The following is a 20,291-nucleotide window of genomic DNA, read 5'->3' on the forward strand; positions in this document are numbered from 1 at the left end:
CGCGCGGGCGTCATACTTTGGGTTGCGCCCGACCCTGCCACAAGCGAGTCAGCGGTCCACCGGAGCCGTGTAACGGATCCGACGAAGGAAACGGAAGATCGCGCATGCGATCGCGTTCAGCTTGCGACGGAGCGCTGCGGCAGATATCCCACGACTGCAGGGGAGGGTAAGCGCCCACGACAAGGAAGTCGGCCGAGGCCTGCACGCGGCAGTGGCCTGTACCGGCCGGCAGCACAACAACATCCCCGCCGTTTAAAGTGAGTTCGTGACCTCCCGGACCGCCGAGGATGACGTGCGCGCTGCCCGCAGCTATCCCGAGAACTTCATGTGCAGTCGAGTGATAGTGATGAAAGTCGTAGATCCCATTACGCCACTGTGGAGGCCACCCGTTCCGAAGAAACCTCTGTTCGAACCTTGCCGCCGGATCGGAGCCGGAGAGATCGAGTGCGCTTCGATAGAGAATTACTGGAAGCCGATCGTTGTTCGGGACCCAGGCGTTGCGAGAGAGTTGGATAACTTCGGCGTCCTCCAAGCGGGAATTCGCCGGCAAAGCTTTGGAAGCGGACAACCCTGCTGCGGCTAGCAATGTTGTGAACTGCCTTCGGTCCACGAGCAATCGACTTTCTTCCGGCACGATGCTGAGCCCTCCGGTGCGAGAGGAGAATTTCAACGCTGGTGGGATGCTCGGGCGCGGAGAAAGTTTGGTTTCACAAATCTGATCGCACAGCGGTCTCCAAGTATGCGAAGGAGGCGGTGCGACGGCACAATACCTCCCCAAAACTTTCTAGCTTCTACTTACAAATTCAGATGGTGAGACAAAAGACCCTCTCGCTCAGAACGACCACACGTACAGGTTCTCTCCAGCCCCTTTTTCATCCGGGTTGCTTGTGGGTACGTAATCGCACCTATCGCAAAGACTTATCTCCTCAGGTTCGAGCACACGCAAAAACCCTCTAGTAAAGCGATTTGACAGGCGTTTTCTGCGTGGTTTATTACAATTCTGCAAGCTTCGAAAGTCGGGCCACAAAACGGGTCCGCACACTTTCACTTGGAGTCGGATTCGTAGTTTTCACTCTCTAATCCCCTTCCCGCACAAGTCCATAGATTGTCTCCATGTCTGAGCTTCCAGCAGACGTACGAGCCCATTTGTGCGCGGAACGGAGATGCTGTCATTCAACATTCATCCGCAGTTGAGGTCCAGATGATTATCCGCAGTATTCGAGCCAGCATGCGTATTCTTGCGTGTGCGTTCACAGCCATCATGCTTATCTATACCGCCGGGGCGCAGACTACGACCGCTACGCTCGGCGGCGTCGTAACAGACCCGACCGGCGCGGTGATTCCAAACGCGACGGTGCTCTTGAAGAACGAAGCTACCGGTGACACTCGCACATCCGTTTCAAATGGAGCGGGCGTCTTTTCGTTCTCCGCCGTCCCCACCGGGAATTACGACGTGACGATCACGGCGCAGGGATTCCAGCAGTTCCAGCAGAAGGCGATTCATCTCGACCCGGGTGATCAGCGCAATGTCCGCGGAATCGCCATGATGCCGGGCGCCGCAAGTCAGACCGTCGAAGTCACGTCCGCTGAAAGCACCATCAGCCAGGATTCCGGTGAACAGAGCGCATTGATCTCATCCCAGGAGATCGAGCATCTGTCGGTTGAAGGCCGCGATGTCACCGAACTCCTGAAGATTCTGCCCGGCTTCGCCATCTCCAACGGCGGAAGCGGCAACGTTGATAACCGCCAGTATGATCCGGCGCAGGTCAATCCCGGCGGCGCTCTTGGCCAGTACGCGGCAAACGGCACTCCGGCCAATGGCCAGGCCCTCCTCTCAGATGGCATGGACATCACCGACCCCGGCAATATGAACGGCGCCATGCAGAACGTGAACTACGAGCAGGTTGCCGAAGTGAAGGTACAGACCTCCAGCTTCACCGCCGATCAGGCGCACGGCCCCATCGTGATCAACACGGTTGGAAAATCCGGTGGCGATAAGTTCCACGGCAATCTGTACACATTTGCACGCACCACGCAGCTCAACTCCACCGACTGGCTCGCAGGCTACAGCGGCCAGGGCAAACCGCCAGACCGCTACGTCTATCCCGGCTTTACGTTCGGCGGCCCCGTGCTCATTCCGAAAACCGGCTTCAATAAGAACAAGAAGCTCACCTTCTTTGTCGGTGCCGAAGATTACGCGCAGCGCAACACCTACGCATACGGCAGCGCTTCCGGCGCAACGCTCACCGCGCTCGTTCCAACTGCAGGAATGCGCAACGGCGATTTCAGCCAGGCGCAAATTCAGCAGTACCTTGGACCTGCCTACGGAATCGATCCGAACGGTGGAGCCTGCACTTACAACGGTTCAAGCTCCGGATACATCCCTGACGCCAACATCTGCCGCGTGCCGCAGACTGCGCCGAACGGCACTGCACTTGCGAACGGAAACATTGCACCCTATCTGGATCCGCTGGGCAAAGTCGTGATGAACGAAATGCCGCTGCCCAACACCCAGAGCAACGGCACGTACAACTGGATCACCACCAACCTCGTCAACAACAACCTTTGGCAGGCAAAGGGCCGCGTGGACTTCGCCATCAGCGACAAAGACAAGCTGTTCGCAACGTATTCCACGGAGCAGGGCCTGTCCTACGTCCCGCAGAATGAGTACTACTCTGCCCGCGGCAACCTCGGCGGCATCAACGTCCCCGGAGGCGGCCTGACCAGCAAGTACGGCTCACACGTTGCAAGCCTGAACTACACGCACATCTTCAGCCCGTCTCTAACAAACGAGTTCTTCGCGGGCGGCGGCTACGTCGACACCAACTTCCTTCCCAAGACTCCCTCCGCGCTCAACAACAACCCATACCAGGGCGTATTCCAGAACGGCAGCCACGTTCAGCCCACACTTGAAGACTATGGCAATGACGGCCTGCCCCTCCTGCGTACGCCGGACGCGACCTATGGTGGCATCTTCGCGAAGAAGCAGATCCGCATCGCTGGCGACAATGTGACCAAGGTTCTCGGACAGCACACGCTCCGCACCGGCCTCTTCTACCAGTGGGACAGCAATCCGCAGGTTGCGCCTTTCATCAACACCAACGGCACCATCAACCAGTACTACAACCCAGAGACTTTCACCGACCCGGTTGCCGGAACCATCCACTCCACAGGTCCCGTGGGCAGCGGAAACGGCGGCAACTACCTCGCCAACTTCGCTGAAGGCATCGTCTTCCAGTACAACCAGACCAACATCATGCCGGAACCGAACCTGTACTTCTGGAATCTCTCCGGGTACGTTCAAGACCACTGGCGCGTCAGCCCCCGTTTGAGCCTCGATTACGGCGTACGCATGGAGCACATCACGCCCTGGAGCGATTCGCACGGCGTCGGCATTGCCACGTTCTCACCGGCAGATTACGATGCCGGTGCCAACCCGTCTTTGCCTGGTGTTCAATGGCACGGAACCAACAGTTCCGTCCCGATGGCGGGCAGACCCACACGATGGGCCTTCATCGAGCCTCGCGTCGGATTCGCACTTGACCTTTACGGAAACGGCAACAGCATGCTGCGCGGAGGCTTCGGTATCTATCGCACGCATGACGCGTACAACGACTCGTCGAACCAGAGCCAGACAGTGATCGGATCGCGTACCTACACCGTGAACGGGCCGGTGCTTCTCTCGTCGATCTCATCCTTCCAGTCGAAAGTAAACACCGCTGCAGGCTTCACGCCCGACACCAGCGTGTACGCATTCGATCGAACCGATGACGAAGAGCCGCGAGTCCGCACCTACAACCTGTCCCTCGATCAGAAGCTGCCCTACAACACGCTGATGGAAATCTCCTACGTGGGGAACACCAGCGACAAGTTGATCAACGACGGCTCGACACAGAACACAACTCTCGACGACCTGAACGCGCTACCGGTGGGTTCGCTGTTCAGACCTCAGCCCGGCACGCGTCCCGACACCGCGGGCAGCGCCGGCACCATCTACCCCGTATTTGGCCCGGCCTCTGGTGGAAACAACGTAAGCGTAAGTTCGCTCGACCAGGCCCACATCGACAGCTTCAAGCGGTTCCCGCTGTACAACCACGTTTACGTTCCTCATCACAACGCGTACTCCAACTACAACGGCCTCCAGGTCGGCATTACGCGCCAGACCGGCAAGGCTACTTACAACGTCAACTACACATGGTCCAAGGCGCTGGGCATCATGGGCATCGGCGGTTCGTCCACCTACAGCTACCCCGCCGATCCGTTCGACTATCGCAACGACTACACCTACATGCCGTTCGATCGCTCGCACATTTTCAACGCAGCGTGGTCCTACGACTTCGGCAACATTGTCAAGAAGAGGTTCGTCGGCGGAGTGACAAATGGCTGGCAGCTTTCCGGCGTCGTGCAGTTCCAGAGTGGCCCGAATCTTCCTTCCACAGTCAATTCCAACTTCGGGCTCAGCGGATCGATCGCTGTCCCTGCAGGAGCCGTCGCATCAGTCAACGGCGCGAACACCAGCACCTGCGCAACGACCTCCGGAACCGGAACTTGCACGCTGTCGATCAGCAACACCAACATCCTCGGTACGCCGGATGTGAATCTGCAGCCGCGCGTCATTGCAAATCCGGCGGCTCACTACGGTCCGCATCAGTACATCAACGGAAATGCGTTCACGCTGCCTGCGCTGGGAACGAACGGCGCATACCGCTACGGACACGTGACCGGTCCAGCGTTCTTTGATACGGATCTGACCGCAGCCAAGACCTTCCGCATCAGCGACCGCAACAACGTTCAGTTCCGACTGGCAGCGTTCAACTTCATCAATCATGCAAACAACAGCTTCACATCCGTGAACACCCAGAACTACACGATGAACTTCAGCCAGAACTCGGGTAGCACAGACGTGAACCAGGCATTGCAGGCTGCCAGTGCAGCAGCAAATCCGCAATTCGGCTATGCTCCGCTGAAAGAGGGTCGCCGCATCGTGGAGCTTGGCCTGCGGTACAACTTCTAACTCCATTCCGTAACCTGGGTTGGTCATGGACTCCCCATCCCGAACCGATCGAATTCGATCCGTTTCGAGATGGGGAGCTTTTTTGTCTCGCAGTTGCCGTTGAACAGATTAGAAGTCGAGGTGCAGTGACATCTGGATCTGGCGTGGGCTGCCGATCGTATGGGTGACGATACCAAGACTCGATGGGCAGTTGTAGAAGCTGACGTTGGTCTGGTTGCCGCCGGCGTCACAACCCGTAGGCAAGGGCGCAACGTCTGATGACGAGGGGAACGCGTTGTAATACTGGTTCTGCGAAACCTCGTTGCCCGGCACATCGAAGCTGCTGGTGTTCGTCAGGTTGTAGACGTCGAATGTGAACTTCAGGTTGTACCGTTCCCTGAAGCTCATCACTTTCTCGATCGAAGCGTCTGCACGCTTTTGAAATGCCTGCCGGAAGATGTTGCGTTGTCCTGTTGTAAATCCTGTTTCGAACGGATCCGATGAAGGAATCGCACCATCAAGTCCGCCCGCCGGAAGAATGGGCAGCGTGAAGCATGCGGGATTTAACGCTGCCTTACCCCCCGCGTAGAACCACGCCCCGGTCGCCCCGGTCTTTGCGGATTTCGGCGTGCATCCCTTCGCCAGGGGAACGATGGGATTCGTGATCCCGTCAGCAGTGGAGTAGTAGATACTGCCGATTGCGCCCGAAAAGTCGATGACACTGTAAGGCTGTCCGCTCTGCAATACGGTTAGACCCACCAGCGACCATCCATTGATGGCGTAAGCAGCGAGCGAATCTTTGCGGGCACGGTTTGGCACGCGCAGAACGTAGTTGAAGTTGATCACGTGTGTACGGTCGAAGTCCGCCGAACCGTAGCCACTGCGCAGATTGAGCGGATTATTACCGTTGTAGAACAAGCCAAGTCCGCTTTGCTCGTCCAGCGCGTGCGAGTAGGTATAGGACGCACCGACTTGGAAACCACGGCTCATGCGCTTTTCAAAATGTGCCTGCAACGCGTTATATGCATCAATGCCGGCCGCCTTGTACGTGATCGACTCAGCCGCATATCCGATGTAGGGGACGCGAAGATCTACGTTGCCGCCTTCATAGTTCGCAAGATAGTAGCTTCCGTCGTCGAGCGCTCCAAACCCGACGTTGTAGCCGTACGTGTAATTCTGCTGATACGGAGTGCCCGCAAGCAGTGGATGCCCGGGAGAGGCAATTCCCGGCTGGTTGAAGGGCACCGGAATAACCTGATGACGACCGAGATTCCCGACGTATCCGACCTCGACCGCAACGTCGCTTCGCGGCTGCCACTGAATGTCGAGAGTGTAATTGTAGGTGTACGGCAGCTTGTTCGTGCGATCGTACACGCCCAGCGAAATTGGCTGTCCGTTGTTGATCACCCCTTCAAGACCGCTGTTGTAGTTCACAATGCTGTAGGCGTTCGGCAGATAACTCGACAGGTCGGACGCCTTTGGATTGCTCGGCGCCACATGCTGAAGAGTCGTGCCGTACGGATTCTCAAGATTCCCGGCCTCCGCAGTCGGTGGACCTTGGGGAGGCTCGAACCCGCCATTCCCTCCGCAAGTGGGCAGGTAGAACTCGTAGAACGACTGCGAACTCGTGGGACACGTCGACACATTGACGAACGGCAGCTGCTGATTCACGCCAAATGGGCCGCCCGTGACAGTGCCGATCGCGTACCCTGGCGAGAAGTAGCTGAAAAGTTCCCCGCGGTCGTAGTAAATTCCGCCGCCCGTGCGCACAACCACCTTGTTATGAAGAAATCCCGGCTGCCATGCAAGTCCAATGCGCGGAGCAATTCCCCACTGCCGCCCTGTCAAAGTCGTCGGACTCACTCCGGAGGTTCCGTTTTTGTTGTTGCCGGCGATGATGAGTCCTGAGTCGACGATCGCATCGCCGTTAACGTCATACTTGTAGCGCTTCGGATCGAAGTTGAAGAGTCGGCCGTACTTCTCCGTCAGCCCTCCATCCCAGTCGTAGCGAACGCCAAGCGTCAGAGACAGACCAAGTGTGACCTGGAACTTATCCTGCACGTACGAGCCGAGCTGGTTTGCGCGATAGTAGCGGTTCGCGTCGCCTTGAAGGAACGACGTCACGTAGAAGCCGCTCACCGATCCGCCTGGCGTCACATAGCCCTGCACCATCTGGCTGAAGTCATCAGTTGCAACCGTGCCTGTTCCGGTGCGCTTGTCAATCGTGTTGAGCTGAGTGTAGGTGTAGTTGGCTCCGAAGTTGACCGTGTGCCGCCCCTTCGTCCAGATCGCGCTTCCAGACGGAGCAAGCCGATTCTGAAACACACCCGTGTTCGCCGATTGGCCTTCCGCATTCGGTCCGATATTGAGGATCGCCTGCGACGGCTGGCCAACAGGCTGATGAATCCCCAGCACGTTATAGATCGAGATTCCCGGAAAATAGCTCGATCCGAATACGTTGATCGAACCAGTCCCGTAATTTCCGCCTGGAATCTTGTCAGGACCGAACGCCTGCACGTTGTCGCCCCAGTTCTTTTCGCGCAGCACTCCGAGCGTCTGCGTGGTGCTGAGGTTTGGCGTCACAATGTAGCTATTGGTTAGCGAGAAGACCTGCGCGCCCGAGTCAAGGTGCTCAGTGAAACCAGGAACGCTCGAGTACGAGTACGGCGCGAGCGTCGGATCGTGCTGGTAGTAGTACTTGGCCGAAAGCGTATCCTTCTTCGTCGCGTTGTAGTCGAGGTCGGCGACCGCAAGATCCCCCTTGAAGAAGCCAGTCCCGGGAAGAAATGCATTGTCGATATGCGCGGCTGTCGGCAAAATGCCGCCGTCGTTCGGGATCAACCACTTGCCCGGCTCGCCCGGCAGCGCGGGCGCATTGAACAGCACCAGCGCCAGGTGGTCGATCTGACCGGATGTGATCGTGTTTCCGTTCAGTTCAGAAAAAGACTCGTTGGCAAGTTCGGCCAGCCCTGCTGGATCCCGGTTGTTGTCGTTCAAGCCGACAGGCACATCGAGGAAGTCGTCTCCAGCCTCCTGATCTGAAACGTGCAGGTGCTGATACGACACGAACCCAAAAAGCTTGTCCTTCAGAATTGGCCCCCCAAACGTGCCCCCTGCCGTGTACCGGTGCAGTTGCGGCACCTTCAGGTTCGCCGGAATGCTTGGGTCCTGGTTGAAGAAGAACGGCGCGGCATTCAGCCAGTCTGTGCCGCGGCGGATATAGGCACTGCCATGGTAGGCGTTAGTCCCGGCTTTTGTGCTCAGGTCGATGTGCGCTCCCGAGGTCGAGCCTTGCTGTGCGTCGTACATCGACGAATTCACGCGGACCTCTTCCAGCGTCTCAGGAGCCGGTGTCGGAATCGCATTCCCAATCGAGAGATAAATGGACGCGGTCGAAGGGATCACTCCGCCAGCGCCGATGCTGCTTGAAACTCCGGTACTGTTGATGACGCGCGCTGACGGAACCTGGCTGGTGCTTTTCCCGTTGAACAGATTGCTCGCGTCCACGCCATTCAGCGAGAAGCTGTTACTTGTATCCCGCTGCCCGTTAGCCCAGATCGGCGCATTGCCCAAGCCGCTATTTGAACCCGTTCCTCCTGGAAGCTCAGCGTTTACGCCAGGCGAAAGAATCGCAACACCCGTGAAACTCCCTGTCGACAGCGGCACCGCATCAATCTGCGAAGTATCCAGCACATAACCAACCGTCGTGTCCACCGCGTTCATTAGCGGCGAGGCTTCCACCTCAACAGTGGTCGTCGTCTGCCCCACCTTGAGGGAGGCGTTCACGGTTGCAGTCCGATTTGCCTGCACCCCGATGTGCTGTGTCTTCTGCACATCGTATCCCTCTGCCTTGTAGGTGAGCGTGTACGAGCCGATCGGAAGATTCACAAACAGGTATGTGCCGGAGGCATTGGTTGCAGCGGTTCGTGTCAAAGAGGTCTGCTCATCCACAGCGGTCACCATGACGTTCGGGATCACGCCCCCCGATGCATCCGTAACTTCCCCGGTGATTCCGCCGAGAGTCTGCTGCGCCATTGCCGAAAGCCCGCTGAGCAGAAGGACGGCCGAGAATACAGAAACGAAAAAGGACAACCCAGCGCTGCTGCGTTTGGAATGCATTGATTGTGGCCTCGAGAAAGTAGTCAATTCAAGCCCGGCGACGGGAACGCAGAGCGCGCCGCATCAGCGAGCCAATTCAAACTGAAAAGAAGCTATGAAGACACTTGATTCAGGATGACGCGTTTGTTTTTCCTGCGTGAGGCCAGCCTAGCAATCGAGTCATAAGTATGCTGTAAGGATTCTGGCCCGCGATTCCCCACAGACCGTTGAAATCGCCTGCTTTTCCACAGCTCTTGCCACAAATGACTCCGCCGCGAATGCATCCTCAATCCTGCTCCGTGCAGCCGTCACCGAACCGGCGTCGGGCGCGTTCTGCTGAACCCGTACCAGCCCAACCCCACCACAATATAGCCCGCGAATATCCAGGGCAGCCGTGCGTGGGCCAGATCCGCCGTAGACCGCAGATCAAGAATCGCAATCAGTGCTATCACCGCCACAGCCAGCACACTCACTCCCGCTACAACAGTTGAATGCTCCCCGCGCGCGCGTCGCGCAAACGGCAATGCAATGCATACCAGCGCATAAGCAGTGAGAAATCCGAATACGGCCAGCGAGCCCGCCAGGTCGTAAATTTCCGATCCGCTGATTCTTCCTCCTGCCATCCCCGCCGCTGCAGCAAACACAAGTCCCGTGCAAAGACAGATGGCAGCCGTCGGTGTGCCGTGCCGCCCTGTCCTCTTGAATGCGCCGGACACAAGACCATCCTCAGACATCCGCATCAGCACGCGCGATGCCGCTGTAACGCAGGCGAGCACGCACGCAATCATGCTGATATACGCTCCGAAATCGATTCCAGAACCCAGCGGCGAGATGCCGGCCTTCGCCGCCAGCAGGTGGAGAGGGCTATTCGTATCGCTCAGATTGCTCGACGTACCCCGAAACCCCAGCACCTCAGAGTACGAGCAGAGCACAAAGAACACTCCCGCAATCAGAGCGCACTGGATCACCGCGCGCGGAATTGTCTGCAGCGGATTGCGCGCCTCCGCTCCCAACGTAGTCGCGCTCTCAAATCCCACGAAGCTGAACATCGAAAGCACAAGAGCCGGTCCAAGCGCCGACACTGAAACGCGTTTCAGGCGGAACTGACCGATATCCAAATGAAGCCCGTTTCGCACCAGCATCACAGCCAGAACTACGACTATCAGGCTCAACGAACAGATCTCTATCCACAGCATCAGCTCGGCTGAGAGCTTCACGTCACGCCAGGCGACGTACCCTCCCGCACCGCACACCACAAGCAAAGCAATCAGCGCCGATGGACTGACATGCAAAAATTCGAGCGCGAGCAGGTTGGTGTAGTAGAGCGCGCCGCCTGCCACTGACACTCCCGTTGCGATGTACGCCAGCAGCAGGCCCCATCCCGCCGTGGCTCCAAAAACCCGCGGCAGCGTGTCTGCCGTATAGGTGTAAAGCGATCCCGGCGAGGCCGACTGCCGCGCGAACCGGCTCACGCAAAACCCGATGATCAGTGTTGCGCAAGTTGCCATCAGATACACAAGCCAGGTCGCGTCGCCCGCCAGTGCGAACACAATCGGAATGGTGAGCGATGGCGACGTCGACGGCGCCATCGCTGACACCGACTGCGCCAGTGTCTCAAACGGACCGAGCACACCCGCATGAAGACCGCTCCTTTGTGCAGCCTGCTCTCCTGCAGAGACTTCGACTGCAACGCTGGAATGATTTCGATCCAATCCGCGGCACACTCCTGAGTTTTCGAAGATGATCTCATCTTGCGTTGATTTGCAACCCGCGTCAACTTTGCCGAGTGCTCACTGCTCTGCCTGCGAGGAACCTAATCCATTAACGCAGGCTCCTAGGCCCTTGGTGAATTCGCGGATGTATCCTGAGTGGCAGTCGGGTCCTCTCACTCTCGGACGATTGCTAAGCGACCGCGGGATCCGGGCTGAAAGAGGGACCTTCCCGGTGCAAGACGGCCCACCGACAGACGTCCAGGCAAAGAGCGCTACAAACTTCGCGCTGATCGTTGAAGACGATCGTGCGGCGCGCCTCATCCTGCAGCACTGGCTTAAGCATCTTGGATACGAAGTGCTGGCCACTGACGACGGGAACCAGGCGTGGTCGGCCATGACCGGGGATAGACCGCCCAAGCTGATTCTTCTGGATTGGGCAGTTCCCGGACTCGATGGGATCGAGCTCTGTCGACGATTAAGAGCGCAGGCCGCATCCTATTACACCTACGTGATCATGATCGCCGGACGCCAGTCGCGCGAGGACGTTGCGTGCGCACTTGAGGCCGGAGCCGACGATTACCTTGCAAAGCCCTTTGCAGAGGTCGACCTTGAAGCTCGCCTCACCGTCGCGAGCAGGATTCTCGCCCTGCAGGACAAGCTGATCGAAGACCGCGATCAGTTTCGTATTCTGGCCACGCGAGACTGGCTTACTGATGTATGGAGCCGCCCTGCTTTTCTTGACTTGCTCGCGCGCGAGTTGGACCGCTGCGCCCGGCAGAAGTCAGATCTCGGGCTTCTCTTCCTGGACCTTGATCACTTCAAGAGCATCAACGACGCGCATGGGCACCTCGTCGGAGATCTGGTTCTGAAAGAGATTGCTCGGCGCTTATCGAGATCTCTGCGCTCGTACGACTTCATCGGCCGCTATGGAGGGGAGGAGTTCTGCATTGCCCTTCCTGGGTGTCCTAGCGCCGCCATAGGTAAGAGAGCCGAAATGATCCGCTTGGCAATCAGCCAGGAACCCGTCTCCGCCCAGGGCATCCAGATCCCGGTTACCCTGAGTATCGGTGCAGCATCCATCGCCGACCGCAGGATAGGACTCCAGGATCTGGTCGCAATCGCGGACGTCGCTCTCTATAGAGCTAAATCTGCCGGCCGCAATTGCACCGTTTACTGCACCAACCGCTGGAGTGAGGGATCGGTACCTCCGGAGCTGATGAAAACACGATGTGGAGACTGTGAAGCACACACGCCTGCAGCCTGCATCGTGAAGTAAGCCTCCAGATCCTTGTCTCCTGCTTCACTCCCCCGCGAGTTTCTCCCGAATCGTTTGGGCGACATCGTCAATTGGCGTCTGCTGACTTAGCTCTTCCACTTGAGGACGGTCCGCCGCTGACGCCAGTCCCACCTGCCGCGCGATCTCCCTGTTCAACTCCAGCGCCGCCGTCAGTTCCTTTTCAGTCAGCAGCAAGATCTGCAGTATCAGGTGCTCGCGCTCCTCTGATCTGCGTCCGATCCTCGCTTGTCGCATCAGGATGAAGCTCGCCAGCAGAATCGCCTCCAGGGCGACGATCGTTGAAAGCAATGAAAACGGCGGCGGATCGAAATGCCTGATGCCGTGCACGACATTTACCGCGATCCACAGCGCGAACACCGCCAGATGCGCCACAACGAAGGTCAAACTACCCGCAGTTCCCGCAATTAGATCGCCGAGCCGCTCCCCCGTGGTTCTACGGTCAAGGAACTCCTGCTCGTGCCTGGCAATAAGGTCGACATGCTCCTGAACGAATTCCTTGGGCATTTCAGCTTAGATGTTGAAATGCTGCATCCCGCCCACGCCTTCGCCCTGATGTCTCCGCGGCCTAACCTCCGCTCACCTCTGACTCTGTTATCGCTTTTAGGGCCTTCGAGCAACCTTGTCGCCGTGCTTCGCTGAACGAGCCGCCTCCGAACCGGCGCCCAGACTAGAACAGGCTGGCAAGGCGCCGAAGCGAGGCCTCCCAGAGCAGCTTGTAGTGAGATTGCTCCGATCTTGGTAGCCCGAGATGCATCAAGTGAACCGTCGTGCGGCCAAAATCGCCTACAAGCCTGATCTTGACGAGCGAGGATGATGGATTTCCGAACCCATCTCGGCTCCAGGTGAAGTAGATTTTGCTTCTCCTCACGATCTTGTACGAGCCGACAAAACGTTCCTCCAGGCCGTTGAGCAGCAGGTATTTCACGAGAAAGCAATCCGGCCCGGCGGTTATCTCTGTGCTGCCCGCAGCCGAGCCAGGCGCACTGAACCACGCGTCAATGTATTCCGCTACCGTGAGAACCTGGAAGATCCTGTCTCGATCGGCATTCACACTTTCCTCGACTGTCACGACGGTCCTACCCTCTACCTTTGCGGAATTCAGCCTGTGAAGAGGTAGTCGTTCATATCGGGCAACAAGGTTGCTGGTGCTCATCTCTTTGACCTCTGGTTCTGCTGTTGCGAGTCTCCAGCCGGTACGACCTTCCTTGCCGGCCTGCGTGGTGACTTGCGACATTGCGCCACAAGCCGCAGCCTCATTGCACTCTTCTCGCCGCGATGGGACGCCCGGGGAAGGTAAGTTGAATCCGGCTCTCTAAATTTGACGCTCAGAAACTTCAGATTTCCGGGTCAAGTGACAACACGCAACGCCCATGACACGAAACGAACGTATTCGGTGACGAGCAAGATTTGATCACTCTGTGACTAGCCTCCAACCAATCCCGGATCTCCAAATTCCATTGCGTGTTCACCCACGTCATTTGCCTGTTCATTCAGAGGCCCGCAAACACCTTCGCCGATCTGCTACGGTTCGAAGACCTCTCCTGGCTTCGCATCAGATTCTGACAATGGAAATAACCTACCGGCGTGGGCGCCATTCTCGGGATAGGCGAGGGCAAGGCTACTTTGTTTGCCGCCATTGAGGAATGGAGCGAACTCAAGCCCGCGTCCATGGTGAGCGACCCAGTCATTGGCTCGATCGTCAAGTTCCTTCACGCGAGGAGAGCCGAGACTGGATCCCAATGAAAGCAGATCCGCCCGCACCATCTTCTCTGCCGCCTCACCGCCCTGCAGTGCAGCGACCCGAAAATCGACATAAGCAGTCTCAGGATCCTTCGCTACTCCCTTACCATCGCGATAGAGCGCGGCAAGAACCACAGTCGACTTCCAGAAACCCTCTAACGAAGCCTTGCGTAAGAACTCAAGTGCCTCTTCAGGTCTTGACGCAAACCCGGGCCTTCTCGCAAGGCGCAATCCCAATTCGTGTTCTGCCGCCACATACCCGCTCTTCGACGCGTCGCGCAGCAGTCTGAAGGCGCGATCGTCATCTCGGTGATCGGGCCTCTGCAGCAGCACCAGGGCAAGTCCCAGTTCACCATGCGGGTCATGTCGCTTGGCAGCAACCTCGAGCCAATGCTTCGCCTGGTCCAGATTCTTCTCTACACCGACCCCGAGATAATAGGAATCAGCCAGGTAGTAAGCGCCAGGGCCGCTTCCCTGCTCAGCAGCCGCACGGAGGAATTGCACGCCCAGTACTGGATCCTTGCGCACACCCGCGCCCCAGATATAGGCAACACCAAGATTGACTTTAGCTTGAACTGAACCTCCAGCTGCCGCTCGCTGAAACCAGGCTGTGGCGCGGCTGGAATCTCGCACAACGCCGATTCCCGCTTCGTAGAAAAATCCGATCTGCAATTGGGCATTTGGGTCTCCGGAGTTTGCTGCTTTCTCGTACCAATAGGCAGCCTGCTTCTCATCTCGCACCACACCCTTTCCCGCGAAATACGCGTCCGCAAGCTCAATCTCTTTCTGAACCGAGCCCCTCTCCGCATTCGCCTGAATGTTCGGAATGTCGGGCTCGGCCGGTGCCGCGTAGGCTGTCGTATTCAGACCTAGGCATATCATCGTGGCGGCAGAGGCAAGCACGCGTGCGACTCTGCAATCGATAGGAACACGCTTCATAAGACCTCCATCTCGGGACAACTTGTTACGCACTGCTCAGGCTGACAGCAGCGCTCTGCGCACGGGAAGATTGCTCGGAGCCTGCACTTTTAGGTCACGGGAGCGCAGCTTCGCAGCCCCATTTACGTCAAAGCAATTCTTCTGCCGTCGGCGAACCAAACGGAAGATCCCGCCGTTTGCGTTTTGCCGACACGATTGAAGTGCACGATCCAACAATCCCGGCCACAGGACACTCACGGCTTCTCTCAGCTCGATTTCTCCTCACCGGGCGTCACGCCTCTTATCCCGTTCCGCAGAAAGCGGTCCGCGCGACTATCCCTCTCGTCCCGATCAGAAGCCGCTTCGTCACAAAACGAAAACCCTTCTGAACCCGCGCTGCGGCCTTCCGCGTCGTCATGACATGCAGTAAGATCCGGGGCCGGTGCAATTGCTCGGATCTCGTGCTTGGCGGTAGTCAAACAAGATCCACGCGGAGCAACAGCCGATCGATGAAACTGTTCAGATTCGAACAAGCCAGTACGAAACCGGACATCGCTTCTTTGTGCGCCGAACTCCTGCCCAGCGATAACTCCTGCCAAATCAGTCAAACGAATCTCTCGAACAATTACCCTAAACGTGCCTGATAACCAGCACCACCTTCCCTTCCGGAAAGTCTCAGGGACGAACGTTGCGAGGAATAGATGGCTATTCTGACTGTTATCGCCGATGACGAACTGCTCGCCCGCCAGAAGCTCCGTCAACTGCTTCGCGCCGAAGCTGACATCGATATTGCCGGTGAAGCTTCTTCAGCGCGGGAAGTATACGAGTTGGTCCAGGAAGCCTCTCCCCAGCTTCTCTTCCTGGACGTGCGCATGCCAGGCATGGATGGGCTCGACGTGATCGCAGACCTGTCTATGCGCGACGCGGTGAAACTACCTCGCGTCATTCTCACCACCGCCTATGATCAGTACGCCCTGCGCGCATTCGAATTGAATGCGACCGACTACCTGCTCAAGCCGTTCACTGCAGAGCGGCTTCATGCCGCAGTCGAGCGGGCCCGCGACGAGATCAAGCTCTCAGACCATCAGCCTGATCGTGTCGATGGCAAAGACGGCCAAGTCGGTACCTACACAGCTCGCATCGTTTTCAAATCGCGCGGTCGGATTCTATTCTTACCCGTCGCAGACATTCGCTGGATCAGTGCGGAAGAAAACTACGTTCGCATCTGCACCGGCACGGAAACACACCTTCTGCGTGAAACCATGACTTCTCTTGAACAGCGACTAGATCCCAACCTGTTCCTTCGAGTCCATCGTTCTGCGATCGTGAATCTTCGCTATGTCAAAGAGGTGCGCAGTGAGTCTCGCGGCGACTTCATGGTCCACCTCACCAACGGCCAGAAACTCGCGATGAGCCGCAGTTATCGCGCCCGCATTGGCGAATTGCTGAGTCGCAGCTACTCGTCGTAGCTCACGGACAATCTACCCGCCGCCCTTGCCCGGCGCTACACACCTATGCGGGATACCGTGCCTTTCGTTCAGGCACGGCGCTTGGCCTTGCCGAATCACTCAGGTTCGAGCTCGCCCTGCCTCCCAATCTCAAACTCAAGACTCCCGCTTAGCGATCGAGCGTAGATGGCTGCTGCTCCAAGCAGTCGCGCATTTCATCCTGCGAAACTTCGCCTTCGTCACAATCCAGAAACCGAACAATTGGATGCGTGGTCAAATCGGATGACTTGGTGCAGCAGAGGCTTCCCCGCAAGTAGATGCACGCGCACCATCGTTAGCAGGTTTCGCTTTCTTGTACGGCTGCGACTCGATGCAACTGTACATATTCGAGGAGGTCCACATGAAGTTCCGAGCCATCAGGGCCGCGCTGTTTCTGTGCGTGGCACTCGCACTCATCGCCCCCACTTTGTTTGCGCAGGTAACGACCGCTGCCATGCACGGGACCGTCGTGGACCCGGCTGGCGCCGTCATTCCAGATGCCGAGATCACTGCGCTCAACACCAGCACCGGCATCAGCAGCAGAACCAAAACCGATAGCAGCGGCTATTTCAAATTCAACCAGCTTCAAATCGGCGGCCCCTATACCGTCACGGTCGAAGCTCCAGGCTTCTCCAGCTACGTCGCAAAAGAGATCCGCTTGAGCGTGAACGACGACCGCGAAGTACCGGCAAGACTCACCGTCGGATCAACTGCTCAAACCGTTGAGGTGAGCGTTGCAAGTGCACAGGTCGACACCGCCGAGACCCAGCTCAAAACGGACATCCTCTCCGACACCATCACACAGATGCCGCTGCTTGGCCGGGATGCTACGACGCTTCAGAAATCGGCCCCCGGCGTCGTTGAAGCGGCCGATCGCTTCGGCGGTTTCTCCGCTAACGGAGCGCAGATCGAGCAGAATAGCTATCTGCTCGACGGCGCGGACGTCAACGACTCTGCCATTCAGACCGAGGGGCTTGCGGTGAATCCTGATGCGGTCGGCGAGTTGGCGATCGTCACAAGCACCATCAACCCCGAATACAGCCGCAACTCCGGTGCGATCGTAAATCAGGCTCTCAAGACCGGCACCAATTCCTTTCACGGGAACGGCTTCGAGTTCTACCGCGACACTTTCCTCAACACGCGCAGCTACTTCGATCCTGTAGGCTCAAAGCCGCCCATTCACCAGCACGTTTATGGCGGAACACTCGGCGGGCCGATCTTCAGGAACAAGCTATTCTTCTTCACTGCCTACCAGGGAGCAAAGAGCGGACTTGCTGTAACCGCTCAGACCCCAGTGTTTTCGAATGCTCAGCGCGCTGGAGATTTTAGCGCTGATATCAACTCCATTACAGACCTTCCCAATGCACAGAGCACCGGTGCCGGACTGAACGGGCTCTCGGGCAACCCGATGCCGTTTGCGCTCGCCGGCTGCGCTGCCGGAACTCCGTGGAATGCGTGCCCGGGTCTTTCGACGGCGAATGTCCCGACCTCGTCATGGAATTCAATCGCAAGTTCCCTCTTCACAAAGTATGTTCCTGCGCCAAACTCTGGCACGTTGTACAGCTTCGCCAATGGCGGCAGCACGAAGAGTGATCAGGGAATTATCCGCCTCGACTATCACCTCACCGCGAACGACTCTCTGTGGTCCTCGGTGCTCTTCCAGTCAACCCCGTTTTCAAGCGACCTGCCCTTTGGCGGTTCAACGCTTCCGGGATTCGCAATGACAAATGCGGAGCACTTCAAAATCTTCAACGCTGACTACACGCACATCTTCAACCCGCACATGATCAACGAACTCCGCGGCGGCTACTTCCGCTTCAACTATGCTGCCGTTGAGCCCGCGCAGATTATGCAGCCCAGTTCTGCCGGTTTCAATATCACGCCGCAGTCGGCCGGTGCGGGCCTGCCCGTAATCGCAGTGCTGGGCTATTTCAACCTCGGCTTCAGCTATGAGGGTCCTCAACCGAGGCTCGATTCCAATCTCCTCGGTCAGGATGTGTTCACTCTTGTCCACGGAAACCACAGCATGAAGTTCGGTGGAACCTTTGAACAGTTTGGTGTCGACAACCCCTACAACGCCGACAACGACGGAATCTTCAACATCGACGCGAGTGGACCATTCTCCTCGGGCGATCCGGCTATAGACTTCGCCGTCGGCATCCCCGGAACGTACACTCAGACCTCCGGCAGTCAAATTGCGGCTACATCACGCGAGTATTATGCCTTCGCCCAGGACAGCTGGAAGATGACTCCTGACTTCAACATGAATTACGGAATCTCCTGGGATGCGGAAACCCCTTGGGCCAATCACCAGTTCGGCGGAATCGCGATCACCTGCTGGCAGAACTCCAACGCGGAATCCAAAGTCTTCCCGGGAGGCCCTCCGGGGCTTCTCTACCCCGGAGATCCAGGCTGCACGAATTACGGCTCTGCCACTGTGAAATGGAATCACTTCGGCCCTCGCCTCGGCTTCGTTTGGTCTCCAGGCGCCGGCCCCTCCACGCTCGTCGGCAACTCCGGCGGCCACGCGCTCGCCATCCGCGCTGGATTCGGTATGTATTTCAACCGGGACCAGGAAGAAGAAGCTCTTCAAAACCTCTCTTCTCCGCCGTTCCTCTTTTCATCGCGCGGCGCTGCAGACGTGGGAGGAAGCCCTTCCCTTGCCGATCCTTTTACCGACATCGCCGGCAGACCCGGTGCATCGATCACGAACCCCTTCCCGTATCAGCGGCCCGGGCCCGGAGCTTCGCTCGATTGGGCTGACAACTACTTCGCGCTAGACCTCAGCCAGCCGGGGAAGAACTACCTGCCCTCCTACTCGTACAACTTCAACTTGAACGTCCAGCGAGCAATCGGCAGCAAGATGGTTGCGCAAGTCGGATACGTCGGCTCGCTCGGCCGCAAGCTGGCCCGCACTTACGAGGGCGACCCGATCACTCCCCTGGGCCACGCCGCATGTATTGCGGATGCGGCCTGCAGATCGGTCATCGCCCAGCTTCATCTGTTCTACCCTCAATACACCGCCCAGCCGGCAGTCACCCCAAGTGGCTTTCCGTGGTATCTGAGCGTCGCACAGCAAGGGTCAACGGGCGCATCAAGCTACCACTCTCTTCAGGCAAGCTTGCAGCAGCAGGTCTCGCATGGGCTTTACTTCACCCTTGCCTACACCTATTCGCACGCTCTCGACAACTCTTCGGGTTACGAGTCGTCGTATGGCAACGGGACGCCGAACGGTATCGGCTCGCTCAACGGCCGCGGTGTTAACTTCGTACCGGGTTTTGAGCACTTGAACTACGGCAACTCCGACTACGACGCTCGTCACCGTTTCGTCGCCCTCTACACCTACGAGATCCCAGTCCTCGCATCCATGCGCGACAAATTCATCGTGAATGAACTCTTGGGCAAGTGGCATATTGCCGGAACCACTGCACTGCAGACCGGCTTCCCTGTCACCATCTCCCAATCCGGCTCCTACCGGTCCGGTTGGTGCGATGCTTACACCTACTACGGCTGTGGTGACACACCAAACCTCAGCAACTTCCACCTGAAGAAAATGGATCCGCGCAACGCAGCCACGAATCACCAGTACTTTGACACGTCAAACTTTTCGCCCGAGCCGGTCGGGACGTTCGGAAACGTGGGTCGGAACTTCTTCAATGGTCCCGGCTATAACTACACCAATCTCCAGGTCTACAAAGACATTCCGCTGGTGAAGGACGGACGAGTGTATCTGCAGGTCCGCCTCGAGTCCTACAACGTCTTCAATCACGCCAACTTTGCTGAGCCTGACGGAAACTTCAACGACAAGCAAACATTTGGAACTATTCAGAACGTGATACAGCCGGCAAACTTCGGTGTCTCTTCGGGCGATCCTCAACCCGGGCGTGCCACCCAGCTCTCCGGCAAGATTTACTTCTAGATCCGTTGCAGACCGGATCCCGGCGGCGCAAATCCCCTCGATTTGCGCCGCTTCCTTGTTATACGCACCCACTCCTGCTGGAACAGCGCATCACGCGGCCGCAGTCTTCCCTGCTGGGGTCCCCACT

Annotated in this window: 10 protein-coding genes; 4 read left to right on the plus strand and 6 right to left on the minus strand. The window is 57.8% G+C overall.

What is annotated here, in order from left to right:
• Positions 1-10 precede the first annotated feature (10 nt).
• Positions 11-634, minus strand: a complete 624-nt coding sequence (locus tag DHV10_RS23390; RefSeq protein WP_239462002.1) for a cupin — start codon at positions 632-634, stop codon at positions 11-13.
• 567 nt (positions 635-1,201) lie between these two features.
• On the opposite strand from DHV10_RS23390, the gene DHV10_RS23395 reads away from it, so the two are divergent.
• Positions 1,202-5,014 carry an outer membrane beta-barrel protein gene (locus tag DHV10_RS23395; protein ID WP_109488837.1) on the plus strand — a complete coding sequence of 1,271 codons (3,813 nt, stop codon included), beginning with the start codon at positions 1,202-1,204 and terminating at the stop codon, positions 5,012-5,014.
• Positions 5,015-5,122: 108 nt separating this feature from the next.
• On the opposite strand, the gene DHV10_RS23400 is transcribed toward DHV10_RS23395, so the two are convergent.
• Positions 5,123-9,112, minus strand: a complete 3,990-nt coding sequence (locus tag DHV10_RS23400) for a carboxypeptidase-like regulatory domain-containing protein (protein WP_109488838.1) — start codon at positions 9,110-9,112, stop codon at positions 5,123-5,125.
• A 287-nt stretch (positions 9,113-9,399) separates the two neighbouring features.
• A complete protein-coding gene (locus tag DHV10_RS23405; protein ID WP_109488839.1) occupies positions 9,400-10,803 on the minus strand; it encodes an APC family permease in 1,404 nt (467 codons plus the stop codon).
• Positions 10,804-11,035: 232 nt separating this feature from the next.
• Here DHV10_RS23405 and DHV10_RS23410 point away from each other — a divergent pair, with 232 nt between their 5' ends.
• The gene (locus DHV10_RS23410; RefSeq protein ID WP_162601826.1) at positions 11,036-12,079 is read left to right on the plus strand and encodes a GGDEF domain-containing response regulator; all 1,044 of its coding nucleotides are present in this window, start codon (positions 11,036-11,038) and stop codon (positions 12,077-12,079) included.
• Between the two features lie 24 nt (positions 12,080-12,103).
• Here DHV10_RS23410 and DHV10_RS23415 read toward each other — a convergent pair whose 3' ends face one another.
• The 3 genes from DHV10_RS23415 to DHV10_RS23425 all read right to left on the minus strand — a co-directional run bounded on the left by DHV10_RS23415 (position 12,104) and on the right by DHV10_RS23425 (position 14,779).
• Positions 12,104-12,604, minus strand: a complete 501-nt coding sequence (locus tag DHV10_RS23415) for a DUF1003 domain-containing protein (RefSeq protein ID WP_109488841.1) — start codon at positions 12,602-12,604, stop codon at positions 12,104-12,106.
• 163 nt (positions 12,605-12,767) lie between these two features.
• Positions 12,768-13,169: an SRPBCC domain-containing protein gene (locus DHV10_RS23420; protein ID WP_162601827.1), complete on the minus strand. Its 402-nt coding sequence runs from the start codon at positions 13,167-13,169 to the stop codon at positions 12,768-12,770.
• A gap of 452 nt (positions 13,170-13,621) precedes the next feature.
• Positions 13,622-14,779: a tetratricopeptide repeat protein gene (locus DHV10_RS23425; protein WP_109488843.1), complete on the minus strand. Its 1,158-nt coding sequence runs from the start codon at positions 14,777-14,779 to the stop codon at positions 13,622-13,624.
• A 680-nt stretch (positions 14,780-15,459) separates the two neighbouring features.
• On the opposite strand from DHV10_RS23425, the gene DHV10_RS23430 reads away from it, so the two are divergent.
• Together DHV10_RS23430 and DHV10_RS23435 are read left to right on the plus strand one after the other, a co-directional pair.
• Positions 15,460-16,227, plus strand: coding sequence for a LytR/AlgR family response regulator transcription factor (locus tag DHV10_RS23430; RefSeq protein ID WP_109488844.1), 768 nt, complete (start codon positions 15,460-15,462; stop codon positions 16,225-16,227).
• Positions 16,228-16,606: 379 nt separating this feature from the next.
• Positions 16,607-20,164 carry a TonB-dependent receptor gene (locus tag DHV10_RS23435; protein ID WP_162601828.1) on the plus strand — a complete coding sequence of 1,186 codons (3,558 nt, stop codon included), beginning with the start codon at positions 16,607-16,609 and terminating at the stop codon, positions 20,162-20,164.
• Positions 20,165-20,291 lie beyond the last annotated feature (127 nt).

Origin of the sequence: Occallatibacter savannae (assembly GCF_003131205.1) — a bacterium.
GTDB lineage: Bacteria > Acidobacteriota > Terriglobia > Terriglobales > Acidobacteriaceae > Telmatobacter > Telmatobacter savannae.

Excerpts from the sequence above, each read along its gene's own strand:
- DHV10_RS23395 (WP_109488837.1), top strand. The coding sequence starts at position 1,202 with ATGATTATCCGCAGTATTCGAGCCAGCATGCGTATTCTTGCGTGTGCG.
- DHV10_RS23400 (WP_109488838.1), bottom strand. The coding sequence starts at position 9,112 with ATGCATTCCAAACGCAGCAGCGCTGGGTTGTCCTTTTTCGTTTCTGTA.
- DHV10_RS23415 (WP_109488841.1), bottom strand. The coding sequence starts at position 12,604 with ATGCCCAAGGAATTCGTTCAGGAGCATGTCGACCTTATTGCCAGGCAC.
- DHV10_RS23425 (WP_109488843.1), bottom strand. The coding sequence starts at position 14,779 with ATGAAGCGTGTTCCTATCGATTGCAGAGTCGCACGCGTGCTTGCCTCT.
- DHV10_RS23430 (WP_109488844.1), top strand. The coding sequence starts at position 15,460 with ATGGCTATTCTGACTGTTATCGCCGATGACGAACTGCTCGCCCGCCAG.
- DHV10_RS23435 (WP_162601828.1), top strand. The coding sequence starts at position 16,607 with ATGAAGTTCCGAGCCATCAGGGCCGCGCTGTTTCTGTGCGTGGCACTC.